We start from the raw sequence: 17,653 nt of genomic DNA, 5'->3' as shown, positions 1-17,653 counted from the left end.
TGCATACGAGAGCCAGGATCACCCTCTCCGCATGCGACGAGCTCTCGAACACCCGGCGATCGCGCCCTCCCCGGTACCTGCCGAACCCGCTCCCGCCCGGCTCAAGGGGGTGGCGACCATGTTCGGCAGCGGCCTGTCCAACCAGACCGGTGCGGCGATCGGCTCCCTCGCGTTCCCGGTCCTCGGCCCGCTCGGTGTGGTGGCGGTACGGCAGTACGTCGCCGCCCTGGTCCTGGTCGCCGTCGGCCGCCCTGGCCTGCGCGCCTTCACCTGGCGGCAGTGGTGGCCGGTGCTACTGCTCGCGGCGGTCTTCGGCACCATGAACCTGAGCCTGTACACCGCGATCGACCGGATCGGCCTGGGTCTCGCGGTCACCCTGGAGTTCCTGGGCCCGCTCACCGTCGCGCTGGCCGGCTCCCGCCGCCGGCTGGACGCGGGGTGCGCGGTGCTGGCCGCGGCCGGAGTGGTGGTGCTGATGCGTCCGCGGCCGTCGACGGACTACGCGGGGCTGGCGCTGGGTCTGGTGGCCGCGTGCTGCTGGGCGTCGTACATCCTGCTGAACCGGCTGGTCGGGCAGCGTGTGCCCGGGGCCCAGGGCGCGGCCGCGGCCGCGTGCGTGTCCGCGCTGACGTTCCTGCCGATCGGGATCGTGGTGGCGCTGCGGCACCCGCCGACGGCCGGGGCGGTCCTGTGCGCGGTCGCGGCGGGCGTCCTTTCGTCGGCGGTCCCGTACCTGGCCGACCTGCTCACCCTGCGGAGCGTCCCGCCCCAGACCTTCGGCCTGTTCATGAGCGTCAACCCGGTCCTGGCGGCGCTGGTGGGCCGGTTGGTCCTGGGCCAGACCCTGGGCGCCCCGGAGTGGGCGGCGATCGGGGCGGTGGTCGCGGCCAACGCGGTGAGTCTGGCGCCCCGTTAGGAGGAAGGGGAACCGGCCCTCCGCCGACTCCCCCTCCACTGGCCGGCCGGCGTCCGATTCGATTGCTTGACTCAAGTAAGCTACATGTGCTTGCCTAACTCAAGTAATCGGGGTCGCGCGAGCGGGGCCGCCCCGACGGGCCCGGCCGGCCCGAGGGCGCCTCGTCGGGCGGACCTTCCGACGCCTTCCAGGCACCCCCAGAAAGCGAGAGTCACCCCATGGCCACGATGAAGTCCGTACAGACCGGTGGCGTCGGCAGGATCGAGGTCGTGGACGTGGAGCGTCCCGTGCCCGGTCCGAAGGACGTGCTGCTGCGGATCCGCGCGGGCGGCGTCTGCGGCACCGACGTCACCTTCCTGAACCTGGGCGGCATGCCCGCCCGCGCGCATCTGGGCGGCGAGCTGGTCCCGGTCGCGCTGGGCCACGAGCCGGCCGGCGAGATCGTCGAGGCCGGCGCCGAGGTCACGGGGCTGAAGGTCGGCGACCGGGTGGTGGTGAACCCGCAGGACGCGCCCACCGGGATCATCGGCTGCGGCGGGAGGTACGGCGCGCTCAGCGAGTACCTGCTGATCGAGAACGCCGAGGCCGGCCGGAGCGTCGCGGTCTTCCCGGACACCGTGCCCTTCGAGGTCGCCGCCCTCAACGAGCCGATGGCGGTCTCCCGGCACGCGGTCAGCCGCTCCGGGGCGGGGCCCGACGACCAGGTGGTGGTCTTCGGCGCGGGGCCGATCGGCCTGGGCGCCGTGATCTGGCTGAAGCTGCGGGGGGTGCGGCACGTGGTCGTCGCCGACGTCATCCCCTCCCGGCTGGAGAAGGCGCTGGCAGTGGGCGCGGACGCGGTGGTCGACTCCGCCCGGGAGGACGTCACCGCCCGGCTCACCGAACTGCACGGGCAGAGCGCCAACGCGCTGGGCCAGCCCCGGCCGGGGACCGGCATCTACCTCGACGCGGCCGGCGCTCCCGCCGTCTTCGACACGGTGGTGGCCAACGCCAGGTGGCACGCCAGGCTGGTGATGGTCGCCGTGCAGAAGAAGGGTGAGGTGGACCTCGGCGGCATGCTGCGCAGCGAGCTGACGCTGATCGCCTCGCAGGGCTACCCCACCGAGATCTTCGAGGTCACCCCCGAACTGATCCGGCATCACGAGCGGTTCGGGCGTATGATCAGCCACCGGGTCCCGTTCACCGAGGTGGAACGCGCCTTCGAGCTGGCCCGCACCCCCGGCGCGGCCGAGAAGGTCGTCGTCACCTTCGATGCGTAGCGGGCGGCCGCGGCGCCGGGGCGGTGACCGGCGCCCGCCACAGTCCGAGCAGCGCGTCGGTGAGTCCGGTGGCCGCGTCGCTCCAGGTGGCGCGCGGGGTGGCGGTCCCCTCGGCGAGGGCGCGTTCCCGTTCGGCGCAGGTGTGCAGGATCAGCGTCCGCGCCATCTGGCCGCGTTCGGCGCGGACCTCGGCGGGCAACTCCGGCAGACGCCGGTTCAGCCCGGCCACGGCCTCGCGCAGCGAGGGCGAGGCCAGGGACTCCTCGATCATGATGTCGTACAGGGCCGGGTCGGTCGCCACCTGGGCGCAGAAGCGCGCGTACCAGGTGGGGCTGCCCAGGCTCGCGAGGTGTTCGGTGACCGGGCGGACCAGGCAGTCCACCCAGTCACGGACGTCGTCGGAGTCGCCGACGCCGGCCAGCAGCCGGACCCGGGTCTCCTCGATCCGGTCGAAGTGCCGGGCGGCGATCGCGCGGACCAGGTCGGCCTTGGTGCCGAAGTGGTAGCCGACGGCGGCGTTGTTGCCCTGCCCTGCGGCCTCGCTGACCTGCCGGTTGGACACCGCGTACACGCCCCGCTCGGCGAACAGGCGCTCCGCCGTGCCGAGGATGACCTCGCGCGTGGCGCCCGCCTGCTCGGCCCGCGCCGTCCTGCCCGCCATGTCCACCACCGCTCCGGGACCGCGCACCACCCGGTCCGGCAGGTCCCGCGCGCCGCACCGGGGCCCCGCTCGGGGCGGCGGGGTCCAGCCGAAAAAGCCTACGCGGCGACGCCGCCGGATGCGGCCGGGCCCTGCCAGTAAAGTAAGTCAAGCGACTGACTTAAATTGCGTTCCGGTCGCTTCCCGTCCCGCATGCCTACGGAGGTCTTCTCCCATGTCCGAAGCCCCTGTCCGGTCCGCCGCGTCCACGAGACCGGCACGACCGAACCCGAACGCGGTGGTGGCGGTGCTGGCCCTGGCCGGCATCACCGTCTCGCTGATGCAGACCCTGGTCATCCCGATCGTCCCCGAGCTGCCGAACTACCTGAACGCCTCCGCGTCCGACGCCGCCTGGGCGGTGACGGCGACCCTGCTGGCCGCCGCCGTGGCGACGCCGGTGGCCGGCCGGATCGGTGACATGTTCGGCAAGCGGCTGATGCTGCTGGTCAGCCTGGTGCTGCTGGTGGCCGGCTCGGTGGTGTGCGCGCTGAGCGACACGCTGGTCCCGATGATCGTCGGCCGTACCCTCCAGGGCCTCGCGGCCGCCGTGGTGCCGCTCGGCATCAGCATCATGCGCGACGAACTGCCGCCGGAGCGCCTCGCCGGTTCGACGGCGCTGATGAGCGCCTCCCTGGGGGTCGGCGGTGCGCTGGGCCTGCCGACGGCGGCCTTCATCGCCGACCACTACGACTGGCACATGCTGTTCTGGACCTCGGCCGCCCTCGGCGTCGTCGCCTTCGCGCTGGTCATGCTGCTGGTGCCGGAGTCCAGGGTGCGCTCGGGCGGCCGCTTCGACGCGGTCGGCGCCGTCGGCCTCGCGGTCGGACTGGTCTCGCTGCTGCTCGCGGTGTCCAAGGGCGCCGACTGGGGGTGGGCGAGCGGCACCACGCTCGGCCTGTTCGCGCTCGCGGTGGTCGTGCTCGTCGCCTGGGGCTTCTTCGAACTGCGCTCCGCGCAGCCGCTGGTGGACCTGCGCACCACCGTCCGCCGCCAGGTGCTGTTCACCAACCTCGCGTCGATCGCGTTCGGCTTCTCGATGTTCGCGATGTCCCTGGTGCTGCCGCAGCTGCTCCAGCTGCCCACCCAGACGGGCTACGGCCTCGGCAGGTCCATGATGACGGTCGGTCTGGTGATGGCCCCGCAGGGTCTGGTGATGATGGCCTTCGCCCCGGTCTCGGCCGCCATCACCAAGGCCCGGGGACCGAAGATCACCCTCATGACCGGCGCGGTGATCGTCGCCGCCGGTTACGGCCTGAACATCGTCCTGATGTCCGAGGTCTGGCACCTGATCCTGGTCTCCTGCATCATCGGCGCCGGTGTCGGCTTCGCCTACGGCGCGATGCCCGCGCTGATCATGGGGGCGGTCCCGGCGTCGGAGACGGCCGCCGCGAACAGCCTCAACACGCTGATGCGGTCCATCGGCACCTCGGTGGCCAGCGCGGTGGCCGGGGTGATCCTGGCCCAGCTGACCATCAGCCTGGGCGGCCACACCCTCCCGTCCGAGAACGGCTTCAAGGTGGTCATGGCGATCGGCGCGGGCGCGGCCGTCCTGGCCTTCGTCCTCGCCGCCTTCCTGCCCGGCCGCCGCCCGGCGGACGCCCAGCCCGACCCGGCACCGGCCGAGCCCTCGGCCGAGCCGGTGGGCTGAGCGGCGCCGTGCGGCGTCCCCCGGGCTCCCTCGACCACCCGGTACGCCGCCGAGTTGCTGGGCGGCGGGGCTAGCGGGGTGGGCTACCTGCTGAAGGACCGGGTGGGCCGGGTGGACGAGTTCCTCGACGCGCTGGAGCGGGTCGCGGCCGGCGGGACCGCACTGGACCCGGAGGTGGTGACGGAACTGATGACGCACCGCAGGGACTCCCCGCTGGACTCGCTGACCCCGCGGGAACGCGAGGTGCTGAAGCTGATGGCCGAGGGACACGCCAACACCACCATCGGCCGCACGCTCGTCATCACCGAACGCTCGGTCAGCAAGCACATCGGCAACGTCTTCCTGAAGCTGGGCCTGCCGCCGAGCGACAGCGGGCACCGCCGCGTGCCGGCGGTCCTGGCCTACCTGCGCCACCGCTGACCGCGCGCCGCAACCGGGCGGGCTTCGGGACCGGTGAGACCCCCGCCTCCGGAACCGGGCGGGCTTCGGGACCGGTGCGGCCCCCGCCTCCGGAACCGAGGGGGCGTCGGGCCGGTGCGGTCCCGTCGGCGGAATCGGGTGGCCGAGGCCTGTTCGGGGGAACCGGTGCGGCGCGGCGCGTGCGGCGTGCGTGGCCGGTCCACACCTTCTGCGTGACCGCACTGCCGCTGATCCCGCCGATGCTCGCCACTCCCGGCAGGCTGCCGCCCGCCGCGCAGGACGCCCGGTGGGCGTACGAGACCAAGCAGGACGGCCAGCGCGCGGTCGTCTACCTGCCCGGTGACGGCACCCTGCTGCTGCGGGCCCGCTCCGGCGAGGACATCACCGCCGCCTACCCCGAACTCCAGCCCCTCGGCGGGGTGCTGGGCCGGCTCCCGGCGGTCCTGGACGGTGAGGTGCTGGCCCTGGACGACCACGGGCGCGCGGACTTCCAGCTGCTGCAGAGCCGGATGGGCCTCGCCCACGCCCCGGCCCGGGCGGCCCGGATGGCGGCCCGGGTCCCGGTCCACCTGGTCCTGTTCGACGTACTCCACCTGGAGCAGCCGCTGCTCACCGTCCGGTACGCGGACCGGCGGGCCCGGCTGGAGGCCCTGGCCCTGGAGGGGCCGTACTGGTCGACGCCGGGTGCCGTGGTCGGGCACGGCGCCGAGGCGTTGCGGGCCACCCGGGAGCACGGACTCGAGGGCGTGGTGTGCAAGCGGCTGGACTCGGTGTACGAGCCGGGGGCGCGGTCCCGGGCCTGGATCAAGATCCGGAACATGCGCGCCGAGGACGTGCTGGTCGGCGGCTGGCTGCCGGGCAAGGGGCGGCTGACCGGACTGCCGGGCGCGGTGCTGGTGGGCCAGCGGTCCGCCGACGGACGGCTGCGGTACGTCGGCGGGGTCGGCACCGGCTGGAGCGGCCAGGAACGCGCCGAACTGGCCGGGCTGCTGCGGGCCGCCGCGACGGACACCTGCCCCTTCGACCCGGTGCCCCCGGTCCGCGACGCCCGCTGGGTGCTGCCCCGTCTGGTCGGCGAGGTCAGCTACAGCACCCGCACCCGGGCCGGGCTGCTGCGCCAGCCGTCCTGGCTGCGGCTGCGCCCGGACCTCACCCCGGAGGAATCGGCGGCGGACCTGCCGAACGACCTGCCCTGACCCTGCCGGGACCTACCGAACGGCCTGCCCTGACCCTGCCGGGACCTACCGAACGGCCTACCCTGGCACTGCGCGGCGACGGCCGCAGGGCCCGTGCCGCCGGGCCGGCGGCCGACAGGATGTCGGAATCCGCCGGGGGCTCCTGGGTCTATCGTGTCCCCATGTCCGTGCCCGAGTTGATCCGCATCGTCTCCCGCGACTCGCCGATGGCGCTCGCTCAGGTCGCCCGCGTGCGGGCCGAGTTGGCCGTACTGCATCCAGGGGTGCGCACCGAGGTCGTACCGGTGAAGACAACCGGTGACAAGTGGCTCGGCGATCTCTCCCAGGTGGAGGGGAAGGGCGCGTTCACCAAGGAGGTGGAGGCCGCGCTGCTGGCCGGCACGGCCGACCTCGCCGTGCACTGCGTGAAGGACGTGCCGGCGGACCGCCCGCTGCCCGCCGGGACGGTGTTCGCCGCGTTCCTGAAGCGGGACGACATCCGCGACGCCCTGGTCCACCCGGGCGGGCTGACGCTGGACCAGCTGCCGCCGGGCACCCGGATCGGCACCTCCTCGGTCCGCCGGGTGGCCCAACTGGCGGCCACCCACCCGCATCTGGAGTGCGTGCCGTTCCGGGGCAACGCCAACCGGCGGCTGGAGAAGCTCGCCGCGGGCGAGGCCGACGCGCTGCTGCTCGCGGCGGCGGGCCTGGAGCGGATCGGCCGTACCGACGTGGTGACCGAGGTGCTGGACCTGGAGACGATGATGCCGCCCATCGGCGCGGGCATCCTCGCCCTCCAGTGCCGTGAGGGCGACAGCGACCTGATCGACGTGGTGAGCGACCTCGGTGATCCGGCCACCCACCGGGAGGCCACCGCCGAGCGGATGTTCCTGCATGTGCTCCAGGGCCACTGCAACAGCCCGATCGCCGGCTACGCCCGCGTCGACCATGCCGGTGAACTGTCGCTGCGCGCCTGTGTGTTCACCCCTGACGGCAAGACCCGGCTGAACGCCCACGAGTGGGCCGGCCGCCTCGACCCGGCGACCCTCGGCACCTCGGTCGCCGTCGCCCTGCTGCGCCAGGGCGCCCGCGAACTCATCGACGGCATCCCGCACTGACGCCAGAGAGGCGGAACCGACGCAGGTCAGGCGGAGGAGCCGGGTTCTGTCTGGTCCTTGAGGAAGGTGCTGACCTGGTGGGCCAGGCTGCCGGGGCCGGCGGCCTGGCAGGGCGTGGCGGCGGTCGACTCCAGCACTCCGATGCCGCCCGCCCACAGCCGGCGTTCGGTCCACTCCTCGTCGACGCGCAGCTGGATCTGGATGTCCACCTGGGTCAGCGCGCTCTCGGGCGCGGCCGCGTAGAGGACGGCGGTGGCGCGGCGCAGCGGGTACACGTCGAAGCCCTCGATGAACTGGGAGTTGCGCCAGTCGATGAACGCGCCCTCCCCGTCGGTCCCCACCCGGACGTCGATCTGACCGTCCTCCAGCTGGACGCTGAAGTGGCCGGAGCCGCGGTTCTCGATGGTGACGCGAGCACTGAAGTACGTCAGCCCGGCCGCGGCGTCGTCCCGGCCGCGCGGCGGCTCGGCCGCCTCCAGGCGGTGGACGCGGACCCGCAGACCGGCATGCTCGTCGTACTCGTGCCAGTCCCCGACCACGTTCGGCTCGTACACAGTGCCCCTCTCGACCCACGCTGTCTATCTGTGCACTCAGCGCACTGTCAAATGCGCAGAATGCGCTGTGGCCAGGGGGTTCGCCCGCTTTGATCGCTGATCAAGCGTTGCGCAGCGGATATCCCGCCCCGGGTGTCCGGGGCGGGAGCCGGGCGCGTGCCGCACATCACGTCGGCGTCCCGACCGCCACAAGATCAGCGGGCCAGGCGGCCGAGCAGCGAGGAGGCCGCGGTGACACCGAGGGCGGCGGCCACCGCCAGCACCCCGAAGTCCAGGCCGAGATGCGCGGGTGTGCCGAGCAGCAGCCCGCGCAGGGCGTCGACCTGGTAGCTGAGCGGGTTGATCCTGCTGACCACCTGGAGCCAGCCCGGCATGATCGCCACCGGGTAGAGGGCGTTGGACCCGAAGAACAGGGGCATGGTGATGGCCTGCCCGATGCCCATCAGACGGTCGCGGCTGAGGACGATGCCGGCGATGCTCATCGACAGGCAGGAGAAGAACGCGGAGGCGAGGACGACGGCCAGCCCGACCCCGAGCAGCTTCAGCGGGTTCCAGGTGAGCGAGACCCCGAGGATCGCGGCGATGACGATCACCACGACGGCCTGGATCAGGGACTTCACCCCGGCCGCGAAGGCCTTGCCGGTGATCAGCGCCGAGCGCGGGGTCGGGGTGACGAGCAGCTTGTTGAGGATGCCCGCGTCGCGTTCCCAGATGATCTGGATGCCGTAGAAGATGGCGATGAACATCGCGGACTGGGCGATGATGCCGGGCGCCAGATAGTCGATGTAGGGGATGCCGCCGGTGGGTATCGCCCGGATCCGGGTGAAGGTCTGGCCGAAGATCAGCAGCCAGAGGGCCGGCTGGATCGCCCGGGTGTAGAGCTCGGTGCGGTCGTGGCGCAGCTTCTGGAGCTCGACGGCGCACATGGCGACGACCCGGGCGGGCAGCAGCCGCCAGCCGGAGCGCGGCTGGGGCGGGGTGAGCAGCAGGGACGCCGCTGCCGTGCGCTCAGCCGACGCGCTTCGCGGTGCGGCGGGTGCTTCGGACATCGCGGAAACCTCCTGACTGGTCGTCGAGGCCGCTGCCGGCCACGTCGCGGAAGACGTCTTCGAGGGTGGGCAGGGTGTCGGTGCCCCGGCGTTCGGCGAGGCCCTGCCGCAGTTCGGCGGGGGTGCCGAGGGCGCGGATCCGGCCGCGGTGCATCAGGCCGACGCGGCCGCAGTGCTGGTCGGCCTCGTCCATGTAGTGCGTGGTGACCAGGACGGTCATGCCGGTGGCGGCGCGTACGGCGTTGATCTGGTCCCAGACGCCGGTGCGGGCGATCGGGTCGAGGCCGATGGTGGGCTCGTCCAGGATCAGCAGCCTCGGCGCGCTGACCAGGGCCTGGGCCAGTTCGAGGCGGCGGACCATACCGCCGGAGTAGGTGCCGGCGAGCCGGTCGGCGGCGTCGGCGAGGTCGACGGCCGCCAGCGCCTCGGCGACCCGTTCGGCACGTTCGCGCCGGGGTACGTCGAAGACGCGGGCGAACAGGGCGACGTTCTCGCGTCCGGTGAGCCCGCTGTCGGCGGACAGCTGCTGCGGGACGTAGCCGAGCAGTCGGCGTACGGCCATCCGCTCCCGGCCGGTGTCGTGGCCGAAGACGCTGACCATCCCGGCGGGGACGGGGAGCAGTGTGGTGATGCAGCGGATGGCGGTGGTCTTGCCGGCGCCGTTGGGGCCCAGCAGTCCGAAGACCTCGCCCTCGCCGACGGTCAGGTCGAGCCCGTCCACAGCCTTGGTGTCCCCGAACGAGTAGGCCAGCCTGGTGCAGGCGACCGCGGGGGTGTCCGGCGTCATGATTCCTCGGCCTCCTCGTGCAGGGCGACGGCGAGTCTGCGCAGTGCGGGTAGCGCGGCTTCGAGCAGGTGCTGGTCGGTCTCGTCGAGCCGGGAGACATGGCCGGCGACGAGTTCCGCGCGGCGCCGCCGCCAGTCCTTGAGGCGCTGCGTGGCGGCCTCGGTCAGCCGCAGCCGGGCGGCCCGCCGGTCGGCCGGGTCGGTCTCCCGTACCAGGTAGCCGGCCTTGACCAGCTGATTGACCAGCGTCGACACCGAGTTGCTCGCCAGGTACAGCTCCTTGGCCGCGTCCGAGATGCCGATGCCGGGCCGGGACTCGACCAGCCGCAGCAGTTCCACCTCGGCACCCCGCAGCCGGGGCAGCGCGAGCCCGCGGCGCAGCCGGCGGCGGATCAGCCGCTGGATGCCGACGAGCGCGTCGGCCAGCTCTTCCGGAAGGGATTCGGATACCAGGGATTCCACGTTCGAAGATTACCTCTGCTACAGAGGTATCTCCTCCCAAGGAACGGTCAAGCCCCGTCGGCGCCGGGAGCCACCACCGCGAACCCGGTCCGATGAGATCAATCTAACCTTTTTGGAGTATCTGTTTTATTTTGCCCCATTCAGGGCATCCGCAGATCAGTGCTTCGGATCGGAGGCACGTGCGTGGGAGCCGGTTTCCGCCGGCCGCCCCGTGCCTCCCCAGGGTCCGAGCGCGGTCCTCCCACGATCCACACTGGCACCTCGCTGAGGGAGGTGCGCGCGATGCGTACCACCAGCCTCGCCAAGCCTCATCCGCATGACGACTCACCCGACACCGCCGCGGATTTCGCGCGGCTCGCCGAACTGCCCGAGGGACCGCGGCGCCGGGCGCTGCGGGACGAACTGGTGGAGCTCTGGCTGCCCATGGCCGAGCGGATCGCGGTGCGGTTCCGCGGCCGCGGGGAGGCCCTGGAGGACCTCTACCAGGTCGCCGCGCTGGGACTGGTGAAGGCCGTCGACCACTACGACCCGGAGCGCGGCCGGGCCTTCGAGGCGTACGCGGTGCCCACGATCACCGGGGAGATCAAGCGGCACTTCCGCGACCACATGTGGAGCCTGCACGTGCCCCGCCGGGTCCAGGAACTGCGCAACCGGGTCCGGGTCGCCCTCAAGGAACTGGGGCAGACCACCGCGGGCCGTACACCCACCGTCGCCGAGATCGCCGAGCGGGCCCAGCTCACCGAGAGCGAGGTGCGGGCCGGCATGGAGGCGCTGGAGTGCTTCTCCGCGCTGTCACTCGACGCCGAGGTGCCCGGCGGCGACGGCTACGTCCTCGGCGACACCCTGGGCTGCCCGGATCCCGGCTACGACCTGGTCGACGAGCGCACCGCGGCGGAACCCTGCCTCCAGGGCCTGCCCGAGCGCGACCGGCTCATCCTCTATCTGCGGTACTTCCGCGGGATGACGCAGAGCAACATCGCGGAGCAGCTGGGCATCTCGCAGATGCACGTGTCCCGCCTGCTCACCGCCTGCTTCGACCGGCTGCGCGAGGAGCTGCTGGCCGAGGGCGCCTGAGACCGGTTCACCCGGCGGGCGGTGCGCCGGGGATCTGGGTCGGGCCGTACCGTTCCAGGGCGTCGGCCAGCTCCGCGCGGACCTCGGGGGGTATGTCACCCGAGCGGCCCCAGACGAGGATCAGGTCCGCGACGTTGCGCAGCTTGATGTTGGTGTGCTGGGAGACCTCCTTGAGCACCGCCCAGCCCTCGTCGGGCGTGACCCGGCCGAGCGCGACCACCATCCCGATGGCCTGGTCCACCACGGCGTGGGAGGCGACCGCTTCCTTCAGCTGGTCGACCTCCTCCTGGAGGTGCAGGATCCGCTCCGTCTCGCTCTCGCCCACCCACCCATCGTCGTCATCCGACTGGCCGAGCGCCAGTGGGGTACTCAGCAGGCATTCCTCCCGCTTCCGGTTGGAGACTGGTGTCAGACCGGTTTCTCCCGGCCGGTCCCGACCCCAGGACGCGAGTGCCATGAACCACGACATGTCTGCCCCCGGCCCGGCGCACACGAAGCGGGACGTCCTCTCCACGCACTCGGTGTTCGGCGCTCCCTGCTGGGTGAGCCTGACCAGCCGTGACCTCCAGACCACGGAGGACTTCTACGGCGCCGTGCTCGGCTGGCGATGGCGCAGCGTCCGGCTCGGCGACCACTTCCGGATCGCCCTGGCGGACGGGGTGCCGGTGGCGGGCATCGCCGCGGTCGCCGCGATGTGGCAGATGGCGGTGGCCTGGACGCCGTACTTCGCCGTGCCCGACGCGGACGAGGCGGTGGCCCGGGCCCGGGAGCGCGGCGGCACGCCGGCGGTCGGTCCGCTGTCCTTCCCGCCGGGCCGGGCCGCGCTGATCGCCGACCGGGACGGCGCCGTGTTCGGTATCTGGGAGGGGGAGCTGGTCTCCAACTGGGAGACCTGGCGGCGGGCCGCCCCCACCTTCATCCGCTTGCACACCCGTAACGCGTTCGACTCGGCGATCTTCTACGGCGAGGTCCTCGGCTGGGCCTCCGACCGGCCGGGCTGCTGCGAGGTGGAGTACGAGGCCGGCGAGGTGGTGCTGCGCAGCCGGGGTGACGCGGTGGCCCGTATCGACTCGGGGGCGGTGGAGGCGGCGCCCGATCCTTCGGTGCGGCCGCACTGGCAGGTGCACTTCGCGGTCGCGGACGTCGGCGAGTGCGCGCGGGCGGCCGAGAAGCACGGCGGCAGCGTCCTGCGGGAGCTGGACACCGAGGCGGTCCTGCGTGACCCGGACGGGGCGCAGTTCACCGTGACGGTCCGCCCGCTGCTCCCCTGACGCCCCTCAGCCCCCGCGGTTCCGGCCACCCCGGCCACCCGGCACGTCCGGGCCGCCTTCGCCGTTCCTGCCGCTTCTGCTGGTCCTGCCGCTTCTGCCGTTCCTGCTGGTCCTGCCGTTTCTGTCGGTCCCGCTGGTCCCGCTGGTCCTCCTCCTGTCCCCGCTGCCCTTGCCGCCCTTGCCGTCCTTGGCGCGGGAGGGCCGGGACAGCAGGACCAGGCTGCGGGCCTCGACGCGCAGCCTGGTACCGGCCTTGCGTTCGCGTTCGTCGGGGATGCCCTCGGGATCGGCGGTGTCGATGAGGGTCGTCCAGCGCTCACCGAAGGACTCGTCGGGCAGCCGGAAGTCGGCCGGTTCCCAGTGGCCGTTGAGAAGCAGCAGGAACGAGTCGTCGACCAGACGCCGCCCGTAGGGGTCGCGTTCGGCGATGGCGTCGCCGTTGAGGAAGACCCCGAGCGTGTGCGCGTCGGGGCGCTGCCAGTCCCGGTCGGTCATCTCGCGGGCGTCGGGCAGCAGCCACACCAGGTCCGGCAGCGGCTGCCCGGGGTGCACGGCGGTCTCGCCCCGGAAGAAGCGGCGGCGGCGCAGTACCGGGTGGGCGGCGCGCAGGGCGATGACGTACCGGGTGAAGTCGGTGAGGGTGCGCTGTTCCTCGGTCAGGTCCCAGTCGATCCAGGAGACCTCGTTGTCCTGGCAGTAGGCGTTGTTGTTGCCGCGCTGGGTACGGCCGAGTTCGTCGCCGTGACCGATCATCGGGATGCCCTGCGAGAGCAGCAGGGTGGCGAGGAGGTTGCGCTGCTGGCGGGCCCGCAGTTCGAGGACGGCGGGGTCGGCGGTCTCGCCCTCGGCTCCGCAGTTCCAGGACCGGTTGTGGCTCTCGCCGTCCCGGTTGCCCTCGCCGTTGGCCTGGTTGTGCTTGTCGTTGTACGACACCAGGTCGCGCAGGGTGAAACCGTCGTGCGCGGTGACGAAGTTGACGCTCGCCCGCGGCCTGCGCCTGCTGTGCTGGTACAGGTCGGAGGAGCCGGTGAGCCGGGAGGCGAACTCGCCGAGCGAACCGGGTTCGGCCCGCCAGAAGTCCCGTACGGCGTCCCGGTAGCGGCCGTTCCACTCGGACCACAGCGGCGGGAAGTTGCCGACCTGGTAGCCGCCCTCCCCCACGTCCCAGGGTTCGGCGATGAGCTTGACCCTGCTGATCACCGGGTCCTGCTGGATCAGGTCGAAGAACGCCGAGAGCCGGTCCACCTCGTGGAACTGGCGTGCCAGGGTGGCCGCGAGGTCGAACCGGAAGCCGTCCACGTGCATCTCGGTCACCCAGTACCGCAGCGAGTCCATGATCAGCTGGAGGACGTAGGGGTGCCGCATCAGCAGGCTGTTCCCGGTGCCGGTGGTGTCGTAGTAGTGCGCCCAGTCGCCGTCGACCAGCCGGTAGTAGGAGGCGTTGTCGATGCCCCGGAAGGACAGCGTGGGGCCCATCTCGTTGCCCTCGGCGGTGTGGTTGTAGACCACGTCGAGGATCACTTCGAGGCCGGCCGCGTGCAGCGCCTTCACCATCGCCTTGAACTCGTTGACCTGCTGGCCCCGACTGCCGAACGCGGCGTAGGCGTTGTGCGGGGCGAAGAAGCCGATGGTGTTGTAACCCCAGTAGTTGGACAGGCCCCGGTCCTGGAGGACGCCGTCCTGCACGAACTGGTGGACCGGCATCAGCTCGACCGCGGTGACGCCGAGCGAGGTCAGGTGCTCGATGACCGCCGGGTGCGCCAGACCGGCGTAGGTGCCCCTGAGCCGTTCGGGCACCTCCGGATGGGTGGCGGTGAGGCCACGGACATGGGCCTCGTAGATCACCGAGTCGGAGTACGTCCGCCGCGGCGGACGGTCGTCGCCCCAGTCGAAGTAGGGATCGGTGACCACCCCGAGCATGGAGTGCCCGGCGCTGTCGGCCGGGGACGGCCCACCGGGCGTGCGCTCGTACAGGGACGCGTGGTTGTCGATCTGGCCGTCGACCGCCCTGGCGTACGGGTCCAGGAGCAGCTTCGCCGGGTTGCAGCGGTGGCCGACGCCCGGGTCCCAGGGCCCGGTCACCCGGTAGCCGTAGCGCTGGCCGGGGCCGACCCCGGGCAGACAGGCGTGCCAGACGAAGCCGTCGACCTCGGTCATCGGGACCGGGGTACGGGTGCCGGCGTCGTTCACGAGGACCAGCTCGACCCGCTCGGCGACCTCGCTGAACAGGGCGAAGTTGGTCCCCTGGCCGTCGAAGGAGGCGCCCAACGGGTAGGGGTGCCCGCTCCACACGGGCACCCCTTTCCGGGACTTGCTCGCCGTCACCGGGCGCCCTCCAGGACGCCGCCGGCGGGTTCGGCCAACTGGGCGACCGGCTGCCGGCGGGGGACACGGAGGGTGCGGCGCAGACTGGGCGCCGGCGCGGTCGGGACCAGCGGCACCCGCTCGCCGGACCGGGCGCGCTGCGAGAACCAGATGATCTTGCTGCCGGTCTCCGAGGCGCAGCAGCCCCAGCCGTCGCTGGTGGCGGCGAGGTGCGCCAGACACGACCGCAGGTCCTGGTCGGGGCGCAGGTCACGGTCGTCGTCACCGATGGCGGTGATGAGGTGCTGCCCGTTCCACCACATCTCGATGGACGTGTGCTTGTCCGTCGCGTGCTGGTCGATGGCGGTCAGCAGCAGTTCGACACCGCGGCGGACGGGCTCCACGAGGTTGTCGAGGTCCCAGTAGCGGAGATGGGCGGCCAGGATGCGGCCGACCTGTCCCACCCGTTCCTGGCTGACCTCGACGTCGAGGTGGTAGTAGCAGGGCACTGCGGTCTTCATTGTCGCTTCGCTCCTCACCGGCGCGGCTCACGTCCCCCTCCCCGTCCGGAAATCGGTTCCGGACGCACAGCGTGAGCACTGATCGCTTCTGAGTCACCCACCACATTGCGGCCGCTACGCCATTCGTGCAACACGAGGAGCGCACGGGGCGGGTGAGGAGTGGTTGAAGATCCAACAAGACGGTGCGTCATCATGCGTGCACCATGAGTGAAAGCCTCGATTCGCCGTAACGGCTCCGTGCCTCTCCGTGCCCGGACGCTCCCCCGATCGTCGGGGACACGTGCCCATTCGAGAGCGTCGGAAGGAAAGACACGGCCATGCTGCTACCCGCGAAGGCCGAGGTGGCCCGGCAGCTGCGGCGCTACCGGGCGTGGGAGCGAGTGATGCTCGCCTCGCCGCAGGACCGTGAGGTGCGGTCCACCTTCGAGGACTCGGGCTACACGCTGTGCGTGCTGATGGGCAAGCGCTGCGCCCGGGAGGCGGTGGACGCGGCCGAGCGCTATCTGCGCACCAGCCTCGTCACCTACGTGCGGGAACAGGGCGGGCGGACCCAGCTGACCGGGCGGGTCCGGCGCGGGCCGCCGTCGGACCGGCGTTCCGCGAGGCAGTGACCGCACGGACGGACCCCGCGGGAGGACACCTGTCCTCCGGCGCACTACGGATCGCGGAGCCGGGCCCCAGGCCCGGCTCCCGCGCACGGCGGAGGTGAGACCCATGAAGGCGAGCGAGACCATCGGCCGTGTTCCGGTGCGTGACGTCCGGCCGGCCCTGGAGTGCGGCGGACGTCCGGCGAAGGCGGTTCTCGGCGAGACCTTCCCGGTCACCGCCACGGTGTTCCGGGAGGGCCATGACGCGGTCGGCGCCAATGTGGTGCTGTGCGATCCCGAGGGCCGCCGCGGCCCCTGGACGCCGATGCGCGAACTGGTTCCCGGCACCGACCGCTGGGGCGCCGAGGTCACCCCGGACGCGACGGGCCGCTGGACGTACCACGTGGAGGCCTGGAGCGCCCCGCTCCGCACCTGGCGGCAGCACGCCCGGGTGAAGATCCCGGCGGGCATCGACACCGGTCTGGTCCTGGAGGAGGGCGCGGAGCTCTACGAGCGCGCGGCCGCCCAGGTCCCCGAGGGGCCGGAGCGCGAGCGGGTCCTGGCGGCGGCCCGGGCCCTGGGCGACGACTCGCTCCCGCTGCACAACCGGCTGGCGAACGCGCTGGCGCCCGAGGTGGACGAGATCCTCGAGCGGTTCCCGCTGCGGGAGCTGGTGACCGCTTCGGAGCCGTTGCCGCTGCTGGTCGAGCGTGAACGCGCCCTGTACGGCTCCTGGTACGAGTTCTTCCCGCGCTCGGAGGGCACGCCCGAGCGGCCGCACGGCACCTTCCGCACCGCCGCGCGCCGGCTGCCCGCGATCGCCGCGATGGGCTTCGACGTCGTCTACCTGCCCCCGATCCACCCGATCGGCACCACCTTCCGCAAGGGCCGCAACAACACGCTGAGTGCGGATCCGCAGGACGTGGGGGTGCCGTGGGCGATCGGCTCGTCCGAGGGCGGCCACGACGCCGTCCACCCGGACCTCGGGACGCTGGAGGACTTCCGGTGGTTCGTGGCCGAGGCCGCCCGCCACGGCCTGGAGATCGCCCTGGACTTCGCGTTGCAGTGCTCCCCGGACCACCCCTGGGTGGAGAAACACCCCGAGTGGTTCCACCACCGCCCCGACGGCACCATCGCCTACGCCGAGAACCCGCCGAAGAAGTACCAGGACATCTACCCGATCGCCTTCGACGCCGACATGGACGGCCTCATCACCGAGACCGTGCGGGTGCTGCGGCACTGGATGGACTGCGGGGTACGGATCTTCCGCGTCGACAACCCGCACACCAAACCCGTCGTGTTCTGGGAACGGGTCATCGCCGAGATCAACGCGGCCGACCCCGACGTCCTCTTCCTCGCCGAGGCCTTCACCCGCCCCGCGATGATGCGCACCCTCGCCCAGATCGGCTTCCAGCAGTCCTACACGTACTTCACCTGGCGCACCACCAAAGAGGAACTCACCGAGTACGCCACCGAACTGGCGACCGAGAGCGCCGCCTACATGCGGCCCAACTTCTTCGCCAACACCCCCGACATCCTGCACGCCTACCTCCAGCACGGCCACCGCCCCGCCTTCGAGGTCCGCGCCGTGCTCGCCGCCACCCTCTCCCCCACCTGGGGCATCTACAGCGGCTACGAACTCTGCGAGAACACCCCCCTCAAAGAGGGCAGCGAGGAATACCTCGACTCCGAGAAGTACCAGCTCAAACCCCGCGACTGGGACCGCGCCGACACCGACGGCATCGCCCCCCTCATCACCCGCCTCAACACCGCCCGGCGCGCCCACCCCGCGCTTAGATCTGAAGAGCG

Annotated in this window: 17 protein-coding genes and 1 pseudogene; 10 read left to right on the top strand and 8 right to left on the bottom strand. The window is 72.1% G+C overall.

The window, feature by feature from the left end; translation table 11 throughout:
* Positions 1-109 precede the first annotated feature (109 nt).
* Positions 110-916, top strand: coding sequence for an EamA family transporter (locus MB828_RS31700; RefSeq protein ID WP_301651380.1), 807 nt, complete (start codon positions 110-112; stop codon positions 914-916).
* A gap of 218 nt (positions 917-1,134) precedes the next feature.
* The gene (locus tag MB828_RS31695) at positions 1,135-2,175 is read left to right on the top strand and encodes a zinc-dependent alcohol dehydrogenase (protein ID WP_301651176.1); all 1,041 of its coding nucleotides are present in this window, start codon (positions 1,135-1,137) and stop codon (positions 2,173-2,175) included.
* Here MB828_RS31695 and MB828_RS31690 read toward each other — a convergent pair.
* A complete protein-coding gene (locus MB828_RS31690; RefSeq protein WP_301651175.1) occupies positions 2,159-2,836 on the bottom strand; it encodes a TetR/AcrR family transcriptional regulator in 678 nt (225 codons plus the stop codon). The two genes, MB828_RS31695 and MB828_RS31690, sit on opposite strands and share 17 nt — an antisense overlap.
* A 214-nt stretch (positions 2,837-3,050) precedes the next feature.
* Between MB828_RS31690 and MB828_RS31685 the strand changes: the two genes are divergently transcribed.
* The 4 genes and pseudogenes from MB828_RS31685 (at position 3,051) to hemC (ending at position 7,236) form a co-directional block, all read left to right on the top strand.
* The gene (locus tag MB828_RS31685; RefSeq protein WP_301651174.1) at positions 3,051-4,523 is read left to right on the top strand and encodes an MFS transporter; all 1,473 of its coding nucleotides are present in this window, start codon (positions 3,051-3,053) and stop codon (positions 4,521-4,523) included.
* A 42-nt stretch (positions 4,524-4,565) separates the two neighbouring features.
* A pseudogene (locus MB828_RS31680) lies at positions 4,566-4,943 on the top strand (LuxR C-terminal-related transcriptional regulator); the annotation flags it as partial.
* A gap of 239 nt (positions 4,944-5,182) precedes the next feature.
* Positions 5,183-6,139: an ATP-dependent DNA ligase gene (locus MB828_RS31675; protein WP_301651379.1), complete on the top strand. Its 957-nt coding sequence runs from the start codon at positions 5,183-5,185 to the stop codon at positions 6,137-6,139.
* 161 nt (positions 6,140-6,300) lie between these two features.
* Complete coding sequence (gene hemC, locus MB828_RS31670) at positions 6,301-7,236, top strand: hydroxymethylbilane synthase (RefSeq protein WP_301651172.1); 936 nt, start codon at positions 6,301-6,303, stop codon at positions 7,234-7,236.
* Between the two features lie 26 nt (positions 7,237-7,262).
* Here the strand turns inward: hemC and MB828_RS31665 are convergent, their stop codons facing one another.
* From MB828_RS31665 to MB828_RS31650, 4 genes are all read right to left on the bottom strand, one after another.
* A complete protein-coding gene (locus tag MB828_RS31665; protein ID WP_301651171.1) occupies positions 7,263-7,790 on the bottom strand; it encodes a hypothetical protein in 528 nt (175 codons plus the stop codon).
* A gap of 194 nt (positions 7,791-7,984) precedes the next feature.
* Positions 7,985-8,839 (bottom strand): ABC transporter permease, encoded by an 855-nt coding sequence (locus MB828_RS31660; protein WP_133023982.1) that lies wholly within the window; start codon positions 8,837-8,839, stop codon positions 7,985-7,987.
* Positions 8,799-9,626, bottom strand: coding sequence for an ABC transporter ATP-binding protein (locus tag MB828_RS31655; RefSeq protein ID WP_301651170.1), 828 nt, complete (start codon positions 9,624-9,626; stop codon positions 8,799-8,801). Before MB828_RS31655 ends, MB828_RS31660 begins: the two co-directional genes overlap by 41 nt.
* Positions 9,623-10,087: a MarR family winged helix-turn-helix transcriptional regulator gene (locus MB828_RS31650; RefSeq protein WP_430381454.1), complete on the bottom strand. Its 465-nt coding sequence runs from the start codon at positions 10,085-10,087 to the stop codon at positions 9,623-9,625. The genes MB828_RS31655 and MB828_RS31650 overlap by 4 nt, the downstream gene beginning before the upstream one ends.
* Before the next feature lie 282 nt (positions 10,088-10,369).
* On the opposite strand from MB828_RS31650, the gene MB828_RS31645 reads away from it, so the two are divergent.
* Positions 10,370-11,161: an RNA polymerase sigma factor SigF gene (locus MB828_RS31645; RefSeq protein ID WP_301651169.1), complete on the top strand. Its 792-nt coding sequence runs from the start codon at positions 10,370-10,372 to the stop codon at positions 11,159-11,161.
* A gap of 7 nt (positions 11,162-11,168) precedes the next feature.
* Here the strand turns inward: MB828_RS31645 and MB828_RS31640 are convergent, their stop codons facing one another.
* Positions 11,169-11,486: an ANTAR domain-containing protein gene (locus tag MB828_RS31640; protein WP_301651168.1), complete on the bottom strand. Its 318-nt coding sequence runs from the start codon at positions 11,484-11,486 to the stop codon at positions 11,169-11,171.
* 130 nt (positions 11,487-11,616) lie between these two features.
* Between MB828_RS31640 and MB828_RS31635 the strand changes: the two genes are divergently transcribed.
* Positions 11,617-12,432, top strand: coding sequence for a VOC family protein (locus MB828_RS31635; RefSeq protein WP_165941499.1), 816 nt, complete (start codon positions 11,617-11,619; stop codon positions 12,430-12,432).
* A 6-nt stretch (positions 12,433-12,438) separates the two neighbouring features.
* Here the strand turns inward: MB828_RS31635 and glgX are convergent, their stop codons facing one another.
* Complete coding sequence (gene glgX / locus MB828_RS31630) at positions 12,439-14,730, bottom strand: glycogen debranching protein GlgX (RefSeq protein ID WP_301651377.1); 2,292 nt, start codon at positions 14,728-14,730, stop codon at positions 12,439-12,441.
* Between the two features lie 23 nt (positions 14,731-14,753).
* Positions 14,754-15,257, bottom strand: a complete 504-nt coding sequence (locus MB828_RS31625; protein WP_133023978.1) for a pep a2 — start codon at positions 15,255-15,257, stop codon at positions 14,754-14,756.
* A gap of 317 nt (positions 15,258-15,574) precedes the next feature.
* Between MB828_RS31625 and MB828_RS31620 the strand changes: the two genes are divergently transcribed.
* Positions 15,575-15,868 (top strand): DUF5133 domain-containing protein, encoded by a 294-nt coding sequence (locus MB828_RS31620; protein ID WP_046732541.1) that lies wholly within the window; start codon positions 15,575-15,577, stop codon positions 15,866-15,868.
* Positions 15,869-15,971: 103 nt separating this feature from the next.
* The coding region (locus tag MB828_RS31615) for an alpha-1,4-glucan--maltose-1-phosphate maltosyltransferase (protein WP_301651167.1) at positions 15,972-17,653 on the top strand (1,682 nt) is incomplete at its 3' end.

It is taken from the genome of Streptomyces arenae, from assembly GCF_022343545.1.
GTDB lineage: Bacteria > Actinomycetota > Actinomycetes > Streptomycetales > Streptomycetaceae > Streptomyces > Streptomyces humi.
The sequence above is the reverse complement of the archived record's forward strand: the minus strand, read 5'-3'. Positions and strand labels throughout refer to the sequence as shown.

Bases quoted from the DNA above. Each gene is read 5' to 3' on its own strand.
- MB828_RS31695 (WP_301651176.1), top strand. From the start codon at position 1,135: ATGGCCACGATGAAGTCCGTACAGACCGGTGGCGTCGGCAGGATCGAG.
- MB828_RS31690 (WP_301651175.1), bottom strand. From the start codon at position 2,836: ATGGCGGGCAGGACGGCGCGGGCCGAGCAGGCGGGCGCCACGCGCGAG.
- MB828_RS31685 (WP_301651174.1), top strand. From the start codon at position 3,051: ATGTCCGAAGCCCCTGTCCGGTCCGCCGCGTCCACGAGACCGGCACGA.
- MB828_RS31675 (WP_301651379.1), top strand. From the start codon at position 5,183: ATGCTCGCCACTCCCGGCAGGCTGCCGCCCGCCGCGCAGGACGCCCGG.
- hemC (WP_301651172.1), top strand. From the start codon at position 6,301: ATGTCCGTGCCCGAGTTGATCCGCATCGTCTCCCGCGACTCGCCGATG.
- MB828_RS31660 (WP_133023982.1), bottom strand. From the start codon at position 8,839: ATGTCCGAAGCACCCGCCGCACCGCGAAGCGCGTCGGCTGAGCGCACG.
- MB828_RS31655 (WP_301651170.1), bottom strand. From the start codon at position 9,626: ATGACGCCGGACACCCCCGCGGTCGCCTGCACCAGGCTGGCCTACTCG.
- MB828_RS31645 (WP_301651169.1), top strand. From the start codon at position 10,370: ATGCGTACCACCAGCCTCGCCAAGCCTCATCCGCATGACGACTCACCC.
- MB828_RS31635 (WP_165941499.1), top strand. From the start codon at position 11,617: ATGAACCACGACATGTCTGCCCCCGGCCCGGCGCACACGAAGCGGGAC.
- MB828_RS31625 (WP_133023978.1), bottom strand. From the start codon at position 15,257: ATGAAGACCGCAGTGCCCTGCTACTACCACCTCGACGTCGAGGTCAGC.
- MB828_RS31620 (WP_046732541.1), top strand. From the start codon at position 15,575: ATGCTGCTACCCGCGAAGGCCGAGGTGGCCCGGCAGCTGCGGCGCTAC.